The sequence below is a fragment of the Ralstonia sp. OTU4908 genome (assembly GCF_038440115.1).
Classification (GTDB): Bacteria; Pseudomonadota; Gammaproteobacteria; order Burkholderiales; family Burkholderiaceae; genus Ralstonia; species Ralstonia pickettii.
Genome location: NZ_JASATD010000003.1, coordinates 54,783 through 68,117, shown reverse-complemented (window position 1 = coordinate 68,117; position 13,335 = coordinate 54,783). Strand labels below are relative to the sequence as shown.

Here is a 13,335-nt window from a genome sequence, read left to right as displayed (position 1 = left end):
CACATCATAGCGGGCGGCCGTTCCAGTGAGACCGCAGCTTAAAGGCAACGTCTTTGCGCAGAATTAGTGACGCAGCAGGTTCTATTACGTGAGATTACAAACCCGTTGCGGTGTTACCGGGAGAAACAATATGGTGAAAGCGCGCCGGATTCGTGATGGCCACAGTCGCTATCATGAGCACACCTTCCTGCGTGTACGACACTCCACCAGACAGATGAGCGGCACCAAGATCCTGGTCGTCGATGACGACGTCGAACTGCGCGACCTCCTGCGCGAATACCTGACCCAGCAGGGCTTTGCCGTTTCCGTGCTGCATGACGGCGATGGCCTGGCCGCCCGGCTCGAGCGAGAGCGCCCCGCGCTGGTCGTCCTCGACCTGATGATGCCCAAGGTAGATGGCCTGTCGGCCCTGCGTGACCTGCGCGCCCGCAACGACGACGTGCCGGTCATCCTGCTCACCGCCCGCAGCGACGAGATCGACCGCATCATCGGCCTGGAAATCGGCGCCGACGACTACCTCGGCAAGCCGTTTTCGCCACGCGAGCTGCTTGCGCGCATCAACGCCGTGCTGCGCCGACGCCTGGCCGTGCCGGCCTCCGCACCGGAAGACCGCGACAGCTTCAGCTTCGGCCCGTTCAAGCTCAACTTCCGCATGCGCACGCTGTTTCGCGGCGACAGCGCGCTCTCCATCAGCGATACCGAGTTCGCATTGCTCAAGCTGCTGATCGGTCACGCGATGCAGGTGCTCACGCGCGAGCACATCGTCGAGTTGATGTACGGGCCGGGCAGCGGCGTGTCCGACCGGGGCATCGACGTGCAGATCTGGCGCCTGCGTCGCGTGCTCGACGAGGACGCCCAGCGCCCCCGCTATATCCAGACCGTGCGCGGCCGCGGCTACACCTTCGTGCCGGACGAGCGGGAAGAGTTCAATGAAGTTCAATAAGGTCCGCCCCAGATTCGATACGCTGTTCGGCCGTTTGGCCGGTTTGATCGTGGTGGTGCTCGTGCTCAGCCATTTCTCTTGGCTGGGCGTGCTGCGTACCGAACGCCGGGAGCGGCAGTTCCAGGCGTCGGTTGACCAGATGGCGTTCCAGCTGCAGGCCTTCCAGGCAGCGATGGACGGTCATTTGAAGGTCAAGCTGCCCGACCTCGTGACCGAAACCGCAGACCCGCCCGCCGGCGATGTGTCGTCGGCATCCGACAAGTCTGCGGAGCTGGTGCGTCAACTTGCGCGCCGCTTGCCTTCCGACACGCAGTTGCGACTGGAAGCGGGCCCCACGCCCCGCGTGTTTGTGCGCTTTCCGCAGCGGAGCAAGTGGATTGCCATGCCGCTGGTGTGGGTGCATGCGCCGCCCACCATCTCGGCCGTCGTGCCTGGCGTGATGGTGGTGCTGGCGATCGCCATCGCGTTTTCGCTGTTTGCGGCGTGGCAGATCCAGCGCCCCGTGCGCGAACTGGCCGATGCTGCCGGCGCGCTCGCCAGGCGCCGTTACGTGCCCCCGCTCAAGGAGCGCGGTCCATACGAGCTCCGCCGGTTGACCGAGCAGTTCAACCATATGGCTGCTGACCTGTCGGCTACCGACGAAGAGCGCAATACCATGCTTGCCGGCATTGCGCACGACCTGAAGACGCCGCTCTCGCGCCTGCGCCTGCGTGCCGAAATGCTCGCCGACCAGAAAGCCGGCGCCGGTATCGAGCGCGACGTCGAATCCATGTCGGCGATCGTCGAGCAGTTTCTGGCCTACGCGCAAAGCGGCGACGGCGAGGCGCGCGAGGTGTCGGTCGACCGCCATCTGCGCGGCCTGGTGCAGCCCTTTGCCGAGCAGGGCAAGCATGTCGCGCTCGATCTGCATGCCGGGGACGGCTTCCGCCTTAAGCCGACGCATCTGGAGCGCATTGTCGTCAATCTGCTCGACAATGCGTTCGCGTATGGCGCGGAGCCTGTCAACGTGCGCACCGCCGTGGACGACGCCAGCTATACGCTGACGGTGGAAGATCACGGCATGGGCATCCCCGCCGCCGATTTTGACCGCGTCATGCGGCCATTCGTGCGTCTGGACCCGGCGCGCGGCGGCAATGCGCACTGCGGGCTCGGCCTGGCCATTGTCGATCGGTTGGTGCGTCACCTGGGCGGCGATCTCGCAGTCGGGCCGACAGCGGCGGACGCGTCGGCGCCAGGTTTTCGGATCACCATGCGGTTTCCGGTCTCGACCGCGGCGGCCTGATCGCCCGATCGTCCGACTGACATACGGGCGAGCGTTTGCGTAAGCTATCCTAGGCGAGGCAAGCACGCTTGTTGCGTGCGCTCACCAGAACTCCGGGAGGAAACGCATGAAACGCGCTGTCTGTCTCGTCAAGGATGCTGGCCAGGCCCGCATGACCGCCGCCGTTGCCGCGTGTTTGTTGGCGACGGGTCTGGCGGCTTGCTCGTCGCCGATGCCTCCGTGGGAGCCGCCGCGCACGATCATCCAACCCGCACCCCCGCCGCCGAGGCCCGCACCCGCACCCGCGCCGGCTACCCCGCTGCCACCGTCGCCTGCCATGCAGCCGGCGCCAAGCCAGCCGCCGGCCTACGCGGCACCGGCTGCCGCCGACACCGAACCCCCCCGCGCAATACCGGGTATGGCGAACCCGGCATCCACGTATTGCCTCCAGCGGGGCGGTCAGCTTGAGTTTTCCACACGTGCCAATGGCGCCGAGGTGGGAACCTGCGTAAGCCCCGGCGGAGACGAATGCGAAGAATGGGCGTTCCTGCGCGGCAGTTGCACGTGGTAAGTGACGGCAGCCGCTGCACGTAACGAAAAGGGCCGCAGATGTTGCGGCCCGTTTTGTTGGGAGAAGCGATTCGTGTGGCGATGCTTTACCGCCGCGCCACCACCACCTTGTCGGCGGATTCGGCCACGAGCCGCATCGGCACGCCGGCAGCTTGCAGGTTCTGCCACGTCGTGCGGCGCATGAAGGCGTAGGCGGGCGGCCCATCGGTCCAGCGCCGAATCCATTCGGCCGTGGTAGCAACGACCTTGCTCGGTTCAAGCCCGGCGCCCATTTCGAGTTCGTCAAAGCCCGACACCAGTGTCATCGGTCGACCAAGGTAATAGATGGCCGTCTGGTCCAGCCACTCGACGGAGTAGAACGGCGTCTCGGGCGGAATTGGCCCCGTCGCATTCAGCGTCTTTTCGATGACATCCCGCGCAGACAACGCATCGCGGAAGATCTCGCTCGCGTTGAGCACGCGGTCCCAGCAGAACAGGGCCGAGATCGACAGGACGACCACGGCCACGGTGCGCCTCTGCCAACGCAGCGCCACGAGTGCAGCGAGCGTGCCGACGGCCAGCATGGCCATCACCTGACGCAACGCAGGCATGGCCACGGCAACCTGTTCGGCAGGCATCTTCGCGCCGGCCTTGGCGCCGATGACCGGCACGGCAAACCACAGCCCAATGGCGATCAGCAGATTGACGCCCAGCGACCACGCAACCGCGCGCGCGGGCATTTTCTCCAGCGCCAGGGCCAGCACAATCGCCAGTGCCGGGAAGGCCGGCACGATGTAGCCGGGCAGCTTCGAACTGGATACCGAAAAGAACAGGAAGATCATCGCCGCCCAGGCAATCGACCAGCGCATCAAGTCAAACTGCCGCGTGCCGACAAAGAGATCGGCCACGCGACCAATCCGCCGTCCGATGGCTGCAAACAGAAGGGGTGTCCATGGCAGCAACCCGGCCGCGCCCACCGCGATGAAGTACCACCATTTGCCGCTGCGATGGTGCTCGTTGGTGAGGAAGCGCTGAAAATGTTCGTGGATGAAGAAGAAGTTGAAGAACTCTGGATTGCGCTGCTGCACGATCACGAACCACGGCACCGTGGCGATCAGGTACAGCGCCAGGCCCGGCAGCCAATGCATGCGGCGGATCAGCGCCCAGTCGCGCGTCATCAGCAGATACGCCACACCGATCAGGCCGGGCACGACCAGCCCGATCAATCCCTTGGTGAGCGTCGCGCCTGCGAGCGCCAACCACACCACGAGCATCCAGGCGAGCCGTCCGCCACGCGATGCGCCCGACCGCTGCGCCAGCGCAAAACCGCACGCACCCACAGTCAGGAAAAAGCCCACGCCCATGTCGAGCGTGATGACCTGCCCGAACAGCAGATACAGCAGCGACGACGCCAGAATCGCCGCGCCGGTCGCCGCCGTGCGCCCACCCCGATAGACCGCCAGCGTCCATGCCGTCATCAGGATGCCACCCAGCCCGAACAGAACCGGCCACAGGCGCGCGCCCCAGGCGTTGACTCCAAATGCCTCGAACGTGGCAGCGGTCGTCCAGTATTGCAGAGGCGGCTTTTCGAAGTACTTGAGATCGTTCAGGCGCGGCGTTACCCAGTCGCCAGAGACCACCATCTCGCGTGGGATCTCCGCATAGCGGCCTTCATCGGGTCGGAACAGGGTGGACCGCTGGAACAGGTCGTCCGTCCACAGCGCAAGGAACACGCCGATGAGCGCGACAACGAGCAACACCATCCATGGCGAGCGGCGGGAAGAAGAGAGGCGGGATTCCATGCTGGGGGTGAACTTCGCTGGCACGGTCGGAAAGGCTAGGATTCTAGTCGATGCTGGATCAGCGTTGATATTCATGCTGTGCATGAGGGGCAGAGCCATCGCGAAGCCTGGAGAGCGCTTTGCCCGACCCGTCAGTAGGGTCGAATCGTTGCAACTTGTTGCGGTAGCATTGCGCTTGCCGGCGATCCTGCCGGTTCAGTACGTCTTCAGGGCGGGGTGAAATTCCCCACCGGCGGTATGCGGACCGTGTGTCCGCGAGCCCGCGAGCGCCTTGCATGCGCCTGCATGCAGGGGTCAGCAGATCCGGTGAGATGCCGGGGCCGACGGTCAGAGTCCGGATGGAAGAAGATGTGCGGAACAACACGCTCGTGCTACAGGAGCGCGCCTGGTTTTGTGCCGGGCTGCGCCGCTGCATGGCTCGCGCGTGTTTGTCTGCTTGCCCTGGAACGTCTTGTCGCCAATCTTGCGAGGAGCGTTTCCATGTTGTCCACTCAGCAATCCCCAGCAGTTCACCCGCCCGCATTGCCTGCCGCGAATGTGGCGTTTGACGCCATCGAAGCCCGCTTCGATCCGGCCGACATGCCTGCGCGCATGGCCGCCGCCCTCGACGCGGTGCGGCTTGGCGTGCCCGTTGTCGTGCTCGACGATGCCGATCGCGAAAACGAGGCCGACCTCATCGTCGCCGCCGACAAGCTCACGCAGGCCAGCATGGCCATGCTGATTCGCGAGTGCAGCGGCATCGTCTGCCTGTGCCTGACGGCGGAGAAGAGCGCATCGCTCGGCTTGCGTCCGATGGTGGAAGACAACCGCAGCCAGTACGGCACGGCGTTCACGGTGTCGATCGAGGCACGCACGGGCGTGAGTACCGGCGTATCTGCGGCGGACCGCATCACGACCATCCGCGCGGCCATCGCGCCGGATGCCGATACGCAATCGGTCGTCAGCCCCGGGCACGTATTTCCGCTGGTGGCGAAGGAGGGTGGAGTATTGGCGCGGCGCGGGCATACCGAAGGCTCGGTCGACCTGGCACGTCTGGCGGGCTTGCCGCCGGCGGCCGTGCTATGCGAACTGATGCTGCCCGATGGCACCATGGCGCGCCGCGACGACGCGGTGCGCTTTGCCGATCAGCACAACCTGCCGGTGCTGACCATCGAAGATATCGTTCAATATCGGGAGCAGATGGAGCGCGCGGTCAGCTTTGTCTGACGACCAGCCGGCCGCGCGAGGGAGGTGACGCTGGTTACCGCTTGAGCGCGGCGGCTTCCTTGGCGAGCGCCGTGATGCCTGCCCAATCGCCGGCCGCGACCTTGTCCTTGGGCACCATCCACGAGCCGCCCACGCACACCACGTTGGGCAGCGCGAGATAGTCTGGCGCGCTTTGCGGCGTGATGCCGCCGGTCGGGCAGAAACGCACATCGCCAAACGGCCCGTAGATCGACTTGAGCATCGGGATGCCGCCCGCCGCTTCGGCCGGGAAGAACTTGAGCGTGTTCAGGCCGAACTCCAGCGCCAGGATCAGCTCGGACGGCGTGGCAATGCCCGGCAGCCAGTCCAGCTCGGCCTTGGCTTGTGCCACGGCCAGCATGGGCGTAATACCCGGCGATACCGCGAACACCGCACCGGCATCCTTCGCCTGCTGGAAATGCTCCGGCCGCGTGAGCGTACCGGCACCGACGATGGCGTCGCTGCCGAGGTCCTTCACTACCGCACCGATCACATCCAGCGCCACCGGCGTGCGCATCGTGATCTCGAACGTGCGGATACCGCCCTCGTACAGCGCGCGGCACACCTTGACGCCCTCATCGACAGATTGGAACTGCAGCACCGGGATGACCGGGCCGGCCTTGACGACGGAATCGATACCCACAACGTTCTCCTAGATCAACTTCAACGGAACAAGCTTAAACAACGGTCGCCAGCGCCAGCGTGAGCAGCAGCGCAACGATCGAGATGATGGTCTCCAGCACCGTCCACGTCTTGAAGGTTTGCGGCACGGTCAGGTTGAAGTACTCCTTCACCAGCCAGAAGCCGCCGTCGTTCACGTGCGACAGGATCAGGGAACCGGCACCCGTGGCCAGCACCATCAGCTCCGGCTTGACGGCGGCGCCTGACGCTGCGGCGATTGGGGCGACGATACCGCAGGCGGTCGTCATGGCCACCGTGGCCGAACCCGTTGCGATGCGGATCAGCACGGCCACCACCCAGCCCAGCAGCAGCGGCGACAGATGTGCATCGGTGGCGACGGCCACGATGGCCTTCGACACCCCCGAATCACGCAGGATCTGGCCGAAGCCGCCGCCCGCGCCCACCACCAGCGTGATCGTGGCGATCGGGGCCAGACACTCGTTGGTGAACTTGAGGATGGTGTCGCGATTGAAGCCGCGTGCCTTGCCGAACGTGTAGAAGCTCACGATGGCGGCAATCAGCAGGGCCATCACCGAGTTGCCCGCCAGCTTCAGGATGTCGTTTGCCAGCGTCTTGGGCGGGACGATCAGGTCGGCCCAGCTGCCGATCAGCATCAGCACCACCGGTAGCAGGATCGTGAACAGCGTCACGCCAAAGCCCGGCAGCTCGCGCTTCTGGTCGGCTTCAACAAACTGCGCGGCCAGCGGGTTGTTTTCGTCCGGCTTGACGTAGCGCGAGACCAGCATCGCCCACAGCGGACCGGCCAGGATGGCGGTCGGCAGGCCGACGATCAGCGCATACATGATGGTCTTGCCGATGTCTGCCTGGTATGCCGTCACCGCCAGCAGCGCGGCCGGATGCGGGGGGATCAGGCCATGCACCACCGACAGACCGGCCACCATTGGCAGGCCCACCAGCAGGATCGGCGTACCCGTGCGCTTGGCCACGTTGAACGCAATCGGGATCAGCAGCACAAAGCCGACTTCAAAGAAGACCGGCAAGCCGATGATGAACGCCACGACCATCATGGCCCAGTGCGCGTTCTTCTCGCCAAAGGCACTGATGAGCGTTTTGGCGATGCGCTCGGCACCCCCTGATTCCGCCATCATCTTGCCGAGCATCGTCCCGAGGCCCACCACCAGGGCGATGTGGCCGAGCGTGTTGCCCACCCCGGTTTCGAACGCCTTTACGATGTTGCCCATCGGCATGCCAACCACCACGCCCAGCACAAGCGAGACGACGATCAGCGTGACGAACGGGTTCAGTTTCTGGACAGCAATCAGGTAAATCAGTGCGACCACCGCCAGCGCGGCGGTCAGCAACAGCGAGTTGCCTTGCATCGGGACCATCGGGTTTCCTCCTCAGGGATATTCACGGCTCTTGTTGTCTGGGCGCCCCGTCGTGCAGGGCGCCTTTACGAAAATGCGGATTACGGCTTCTTGTACGCCACGCAATCGACTTCAACCTTGCAATCGATGACCATGCTCGACACCACGCAGGCGCGCGCGGGCGGGTTGGCACCGAAGTACTCCTTGAACACCTTGTTGAACGACTGGAAGTCGCGCGGGTCATCCAGCCACACGCCACAGCGCACGACGTGCTCGGGCCCGTAGCCCGCTTCGGCCAGGATGGCGAGCACGTTCTTGATGGTCTGGTGCGATTGCTCGACGATGCCGTTGCCGACCACCTCGCCGTTCACCATGGGCGTCTGGCCCGAAACGAACAGCCAGCCGTCTGCGCCGGCTGCGCGGGCAAAGGGGAGGTGCTGGCCACCGGTGCCGGTGCCGCCTTCAACGCCAATTCGGGTAATCGTCATCGCTACGTTCCTTCTTTCAAACTTGCAAACAAAACTTGGATTCAGTGAGTTTCGGTGCGCGCCGTTGCCGGCGCACGCGGGCCGCGCTTGAGGAAGCGACCCGCGCCGGGTGTTCGCACAGCAGGCTGCGCGGCGCCGCCCTGATACGACAGATGGCCGTTGACCCACACCGCCGCAATGCCCGCCGCCGGTTGCTGCGGGTCGGTAAAGGTGGCGACATCGCGCACCGTTTCGGGGTCGAACAGCACGAGATCGGCCCAGTAGCCTTCACGCACCAGGCCGCGTTCGGTCAGGCCGAAACGCTCGGCGGACTGGCCTGTCATCTTGCGGATGGCGGCTGCGAGCGAGAGCAGCTTGCGCTCCCGGCTGTAGTAGCCGAGCACGCGCGGGAAGGCGCCCCACAGGCGCGGATGCGGCTTCGGATCGTTCGGCAGGCCATCGGAGCCGATGACGGTGGCGGGGTGGGTGATGATGCGGTCCAGATCCTGCGCGGACATGTTGTGGTACACGGCGCCGGCCGGCTGCAGGCGGCGCGCGGCGTCCATCAGGTCGGTGCCCCACGCGGCCGCAATCTCCTTGAGCGTCTGCCCGGCCATGCTGGGTTCGGGCTCCGACCACGTGATGAAGATGTCGAATTCGTCCGTCACCTGCTTGAGGTCCAGCGTGGACGAGCTTGCGGTGTACGGATAGCAGTCGCAACCCACCGGCTGATAGCGCTGTGCACCTTCGATGGATTCCAGCACCTCGCCCGCGCGGCCCCAGTTTGCAGCGCCCGCGCATTTCAGGTGTGAGATCACGACCGGCACGCGCGCATGTTTGCCGACGCGGTACGCCTCGTCCATCGCATCGAGAATCGCCGCAAATTCTGTACGCAGATGCGTCGTGTAGATCGCGCCAGCTTCGGCCAGCGGCTCCGTCAGGCCCATCACTTCTTCGGTGGTCGACGCAAAGGCGTTGGCGTAGGCCAGACCTGTCGACAGGCCGAGCGCGCCGTGGGCGAGCGCCTCGCGCAACTGCGCGCGCATGCCTTCAACCTCGCCAGCGGTCGCGGGGCGGTCGAGACGGTCCAGATGGTTATTGCGCAGTGCCGTGTGCCCGACCAGCGCGGCAACGTTCACAGCCGGTTGCGCGCGTTCGACGGCGTTCACGTACGACGCGAAGGTCGGGTACGCAAACGCGCTGGCAGGCCCCAGCAGGTTCATCGGATCGGGCGGGTCGCCCTTGAGCGTTGCGGGCGACGCGCTGATGCCGCAGTTGCCCACGATCACCGTCGTAATGCCCTGCGACACCTTGCACAGCATGTCGGGCGTGCGGATCACGTTGGTGTCGTCGTGCGTATGCACGTCGATGAAGCCGGGGGCGAGGACGCGGCCTTCGCCAGCGATTTCCTCATCGCCCAGCCAGGCGGTGGAGTCCGATGTGGCGATGGCGGCGATGCGGCCGTCGGTGATGGCGACGTCGAACAGCGTGGCCTCGGGGTCGTGGCCGCTGCCGTCCACAATGCGGACCTGACGGATGACGGTGTCGTACTGCTGCATGTCAATCTCCGAGCGGCTGACGATTGCCGCCGCCGCGATGCGCATCGAGCACGTACTTGATGCGCCGTAAAAGCTCTTTGCTGCGATCGGCTTGCTGCAGTGCGACTTCGGTGGCCAGCAAGTCGATCATCATCATCATGGCGTAGCGCGATGACGACGGCTTGAAGATGAAATCGGTTTCCATGGCCTGGATCGGCAGCAAGACATCGGCCAGCGCCGCCAGCGGCGAGCCGATGGCCGTGATGGCGACGATCCGGGCGCCGTACTCGCGCGCGATGGTCACGCTGTCGATGACCTCCGGCACGTGGCCGGTCACGGAAAACACGACCACCACATCGTCCGGGCTGAGCGTGGCCGCGACCATCCGCTGCAGCATCGAATCATGATAGGTGGTGACCGGCCGTCCCAGGCGGGCGAGCCGGTAGCGCATTTCGTCGGCCATGGTGGTCGAGCCGCCGCCCATGCCGAACACGGCAATCATGCGCGCCGCCACCAGTGCGACCGCCGCGGCGCGGAATGCCTCCGGCTGCACCAGGGCGCGGTTGGCCTCCAGCACGTTGCTGATGTCGGCCAGGATGCCGTCTGCACTGGACGGCGGGCGGTCCGCGCCGCCATCCAGAAAGCGCTGGCCGACTGCGGCTGCCTGCGCTAGCTTGAGCTTGAGTTCGCGCACGTCGCGGCAGCCCATCGCCTTGGCGAAACGGGTGACGCTTGCCTCGCTCACGCCGGCACGCTCGGCGAGCGTCTGGATGCTGCCGGCGGCGGCTTCTGCAATGTCGCTCAGGACGGTCTGCGCGACCTTCTGCTCGGCGGGGCGCAGTTCAGCGGCACGCTGGGAGAGTCGGGTCACGATGTCCATCGGTTCACGCATCGGGTCGGGCTTAGGGTCTCGCATTCTGGCCCCCGGTAGTCGTCCGGATAGCGGCTTTGAGAGTGCTTTGGTACTTTGTAACAGGCTGGCCCGGAGAATAGTTTCGCCGCTATCATTGTGTCAACCCGATGTTTACCCCCAAAGGAACACGAGTCGATTCCCATGAGTGATACAAAGTACCAAGGAGACGCCAACGCCGTCGTCAACCCGCTCGACAAGGGCTTGGGTGCGTTGGAAGCCGCATGCGCGCCGGAGCAGATCGCTGCCCAGCGCTGGAATGTTTTGAACGAAGACTTGAACCTGCCCGCAGCGGTGCTCTCGCAATCCCGCGTGGAGCACAACCTGGCGTGGATGCAGCGCTTCGTGAGCGAATACGGCGCCAAGCTTGCGCCGCATGGCAAGACGACGATGGCGCCGCGCCTGTTCCAACGTCAGTTGGCTGGCGGTGCGTGGGGCATCACGCTGGCAACGGCGCACCAGACGCGCATTGCGTATGCCCACGGTGTGCGTCGCGTGATGATGGCCAACCAGCTGGTGGGCAAGCGCAACATGGCGATCCTGGCCGAGTTGCTGGCCGATCCGACGTTCGAATTCTTCTGCCTGGTGGATGCAGCGGATCAGGTCGATCAGCTTGCAGCCTTCTTCAGTAAGGAGGGGTGCCCGATCCAGGTGTTGATCGAACTGGGTGTGCAAGGCGGCCGCACGGGCGTGCGCGACGATGCGCAACTGCAATCGGTGCTCGATGCGCTCACGCGTGCCAGTGGCGCCGTCAAGCTTGCGGGCGTCGAAGTCTATGAAGGTGTGATCAAGGAAGAGGCGGATATCCGCACCTTCCTGCAGCGCGCCGTGAAGGTGATGGGTGATCTGGCAAAGGTCGGGCGCCTGCAGCGCACGCCGGCCGTGCTGACCGGTGCCGGTTCGGCTTGGTATGACGTCGTGGCCGAAGAGTTCGCCAAGGCCAATATCGGCCAGCCGCTGGATGTCGTGCTGCGCCCGGGCTGCTACCTGACGCACGATGTCGGCATCTACCGCGCGGCGCAGGCCCGTATCGACGCCAACAACCCGATCGCGCACAAGATGCGTTCGAGCCTGCTGCCGGCGCTCCAGCTTTGGGCCTATGTGCAATCCGTGCCGGAGGCTGAGCGCGCCATCATCGCAATGGGTAAGCGTGACGCCGCATTCGACGCGGGTCTGCCACTGCCAGTGCTGCATTTCCGCCCAGGTGACAAGACGCCGTCAGCCACGCCGGCGCACTGGGAAGTCACCGGCATGATGGATCAGCATGCCTACCTGAAGATCGCCCCCGGCGACGACATCAAGGTCGGCGACATGATCGCCTTCGACATCTCGCACCCGTGCCTCACCTTCGACAAGTGGCGCCAGATTTCTGTCGTTGACGACGCCTACAACGTGGTCGACGTTGTGCAGACCTATTTCTGAGCGGGGCCGCCCATGGCAGACATCCTCGCCTACGGCGAAGCGCTGATCGAGTTCAACCAGGCGGATCCCGGCAGCACGTCGTGGAATTTCGGCTTCGGCGGCGATACGTCGAACTTCTGCATCGCCGCGGCACGGCAGGGCGCACGCACGGGCTACATCAGCGCGGTGGGCGCCGACCGCTTCGGCAAGGCGCTGCGCGCGCTGTGGCAGGACGAGGGCGTGGACCACACCTACGTGCACACCGACACGCAGGCGCCAACGGGCCTGTACTTCGTTTCGCACGATGCGCGCGGTCACCATTTCGACTACCTGCGCGCGGGCTCGGCCGCGAGTCGCTTCCAGACCGCGCAATTGCCGCTGCAGGCGATTGCGGCGGCCAAGGCGTTTCACCTGTCGGGGATCAGCCTGGCGATCAGCGACACGGCGTGCGACGCGGGTTTGGCAGCGATGGCGCATGCGCGGGCGGCGGGTGTGCTCGTCTCGTTCGACACGAACCTCCGCTTGCGCCTGTGGCCGCTGGCGCGTGCCCGCGCCGTGATGCAGGAAGCGATGCGCACGTGCGATCTGTGCCTGCCGAGTTGGGATGATGTGACCGTGCTGCTCGATTGCCATGACCGTGATGGCATTGTCGATACGCTGCTCGGCTGGGGCGTGAAGCTGGTGGCGCTGAAGATGGGCGCGGAGGGCTGCTACGTGGCCACAGCGGAGTCGCGTATGCTGGTGCCGCGTCATACGGTCAATGCAATTGATGCAACCGGCGCGGGCGATTGCTTTGGTGGTGCGTTTGTGGCGCGGATTGTTGCCGGAGATTCGCCGGTAGAGGCGGCGCGGTATGCCAATGTGGCGGCTGCGATTTCTACGACGGGGTATAGCGCTGTGGCGCCGATTCCGCGGGCGGAGGTGGTGCGGGCGGTGTTGGCGTCCATGCAGACTGCCTGAATGGATGTTGTTGGTGCGCTGGTGTTTCATCCCCTGCCGGGGCTGACTCACTTTCTTTGTCTTGCCAAAGAAAGTAAGCAAAGAAAGGCGCGCCCGAGATGGCGACTTCCCCTTGGATTTGTGTCACGGGAAGGGGAAGGAGCCAAACTCGCTGCGCTCAAACAGGGCTCCTTCCTTTTTCCTCCCCGCGACAAAAATCCAAGGCGCCATCTAGGGCAGGGTACGGCCAAACCGTCGTGTGCCTGTGTTGGTGACCAGCTGTGTTCTTGTT

General features: G+C 65.0%; 12 protein-coding genes and 1 riboswitch. Of the genes, 6 read left to right on the top strand and 6 right to left on the bottom strand.

All coding sequences use genetic code 11. The annotated features are described in order from the left end of the window. Positions 1-214 precede the first annotated feature (214 nt). The 3 genes from AAHM38_RS03830 (at position 215) to AAHM38_RS03820 (ending at position 2,775) form a co-directional block, all read left to right on the top strand. Positions 215-943, top strand: a complete 729-nt coding sequence (locus AAHM38_RS03830) for a response regulator (protein ID WP_116575210.1) — start codon at positions 215-217, stop codon at positions 941-943. Continuing rightward, positions 930-2,225, top strand: coding sequence for an ATP-binding protein (locus AAHM38_RS03825; RefSeq protein ID WP_116575209.1), 1,296 nt, complete (start codon positions 930-932; stop codon positions 2,223-2,225). Before AAHM38_RS03830 ends, AAHM38_RS03825 begins: the two co-directional genes overlap by 14 nt. A gap of 106 nt (positions 2,226-2,331) precedes the next feature. After that, entirely contained in the window at positions 2,332-2,775 is a 444-nt protein-coding gene (locus AAHM38_RS03820; protein WP_116575208.1) for a putative hemolysin, read from the top strand. Between the two features lie 85 nt (positions 2,776-2,860). Here AAHM38_RS03820 and AAHM38_RS03815 read toward each other — a convergent pair whose 3' ends face one another. Next, positions 2,861-4,555 carry an ArnT family glycosyltransferase gene (locus tag AAHM38_RS03815; protein ID WP_179817498.1) on the bottom strand — a complete coding sequence of 565 codons (1,695 nt, stop codon included), beginning with the start codon at positions 4,553-4,555 and terminating at the stop codon, positions 2,861-2,863. Positions 4,556-4,753: 198 nt separating this feature from the next. Next, positions 4,754-4,909: riboswitch (FMN riboswitch) on the top strand. A 126-nt stretch (positions 4,910-5,035) separates the two neighbouring features. Between AAHM38_RS03815 and ribB the strand changes: the two genes are divergently transcribed. Then, entirely contained in the window at positions 5,036-5,761 is a 726-nt protein-coding gene (gene ribB, locus AAHM38_RS03810) for a 3,4-dihydroxy-2-butanone-4-phosphate synthase (RefSeq protein ID WP_116575206.1), read from the top strand. A 34-nt stretch (positions 5,762-5,795) separates the two neighbouring features. On the opposite strand, the gene AAHM38_RS03805 is transcribed toward ribB, so the two are convergent. The 5 genes from AAHM38_RS03805 to AAHM38_RS03785 form a co-directional block, all read right to left on the bottom strand. Next, entirely contained in the window at positions 5,796-6,422 is a 627-nt protein-coding gene (locus AAHM38_RS03805; protein ID WP_116575205.1) for a bifunctional 4-hydroxy-2-oxoglutarate aldolase/2-dehydro-3-deoxy-phosphogluconate aldolase, read from the bottom strand. Positions 6,423-6,456: 34 nt separating this feature from the next. Beyond that, entirely contained in the window at positions 6,457-7,809 is a 1,353-nt protein-coding gene (locus AAHM38_RS03800; protein ID WP_027679122.1) for a GntT/GntP/DsdX family permease, read from the bottom strand. A gap of 80 nt (positions 7,810-7,889) precedes the next feature. After that, positions 7,890-8,276, bottom strand: coding sequence for a RidA family protein (locus tag AAHM38_RS03795; RefSeq protein WP_009240594.1), 387 nt, complete (start codon positions 8,274-8,276; stop codon positions 7,890-7,892). Between the two features lie 41 nt (positions 8,277-8,317). Beyond that, a complete protein-coding gene (locus AAHM38_RS03790; protein ID WP_116575328.1) occupies positions 8,318-9,814 on the bottom strand; it encodes an N-acyl-D-amino-acid deacylase family protein in 1,497 nt (498 codons plus the stop codon). A gap of 1 nt (position 9,815) precedes the next feature. Next, positions 9,816-10,685 carry a MurR/RpiR family transcriptional regulator gene (locus tag AAHM38_RS03785; RefSeq protein WP_024542574.1) on the bottom strand — a complete coding sequence of 290 codons (870 nt, stop codon included), beginning with the start codon at positions 10,683-10,685 and terminating at the stop codon, positions 9,816-9,818. Positions 10,686-10,847: 162 nt separating this feature from the next. Here AAHM38_RS03785 and AAHM38_RS03780 point away from each other — a divergent pair, with 162 nt between their 5' ends. Together AAHM38_RS03780 and AAHM38_RS03775 are read left to right on the top strand one after the other, a co-directional pair. Next, complete coding sequence (locus tag AAHM38_RS03780) at positions 10,848-12,125, top strand: amino acid deaminase (RefSeq protein ID WP_103519116.1); 1,278 nt, start codon at positions 10,848-10,850, stop codon at positions 12,123-12,125. Positions 12,126-12,137: 12 nt separating this feature from the next. Continuing rightward, the gene (locus tag AAHM38_RS03775) at positions 12,138-13,064 is read left to right on the top strand and encodes a sugar kinase (protein ID WP_116575204.1); all 927 of its coding nucleotides are present in this window, start codon (positions 12,138-12,140) and stop codon (positions 13,062-13,064) included. The last annotated feature ends 271 nt before the right edge of the window (positions 13,065-13,335 follow it).

Coding starts and splice junctions, on each gene's coding strand:
- AAHM38_RS03830 (WP_116575210.1), top strand. CDS start 215: ATGAGCGGCACCAAGATCCTGGTCGTCGATGACGACGTCGAACTGCGC.
- AAHM38_RS03825 (WP_116575209.1), top strand. CDS start 930: ATGAAGTTCAATAAGGTCCGCCCCAGATTCGATACGCTGTTCGGCCGT.
- AAHM38_RS03820 (WP_116575208.1), top strand. CDS start 2,332: ATGAAACGCGCTGTCTGTCTCGTCAAGGATGCTGGCCAGGCCCGCATG.
- AAHM38_RS03815 (WP_179817498.1), bottom strand. CDS start 4,555: ATGGAATCCCGCCTCTCTTCTTCCCGCCGCTCGCCATGGATGGTGTTG.
- ribB (WP_116575206.1), top strand. CDS start 5,036: ATGTTGTCCACTCAGCAATCCCCAGCAGTTCACCCGCCCGCATTGCCT.
- AAHM38_RS03800 (WP_027679122.1), bottom strand. CDS start 7,809: ATGGTCCCGATGCAAGGCAACTCGCTGTTGCTGACCGCCGCGCTGGCG.
- AAHM38_RS03795 (WP_009240594.1), bottom strand. CDS start 8,276: ATGACGATTACCCGAATTGGCGTTGAAGGCGGCACCGGCACCGGTGGC.
- AAHM38_RS03790 (WP_116575328.1), bottom strand. CDS start 9,814: ATGCAGCAGTACGACACCGTCATCCGTCAGGTCCGCATTGTGGACGGC.
- AAHM38_RS03785 (WP_024542574.1), bottom strand. CDS start 10,685: ATGCGTGAACCGATGGACATCGTGACCCGACTCTCCCAGCGTGCCGCT.
- AAHM38_RS03780 (WP_103519116.1), top strand. CDS start 10,848: ATGAGTGATACAAAGTACCAAGGAGACGCCAACGCCGTCGTCAACCCG.
- AAHM38_RS03775 (WP_116575204.1), top strand. CDS start 12,138: ATGGCAGACATCCTCGCCTACGGCGAAGCGCTGATCGAGTTCAACCAG.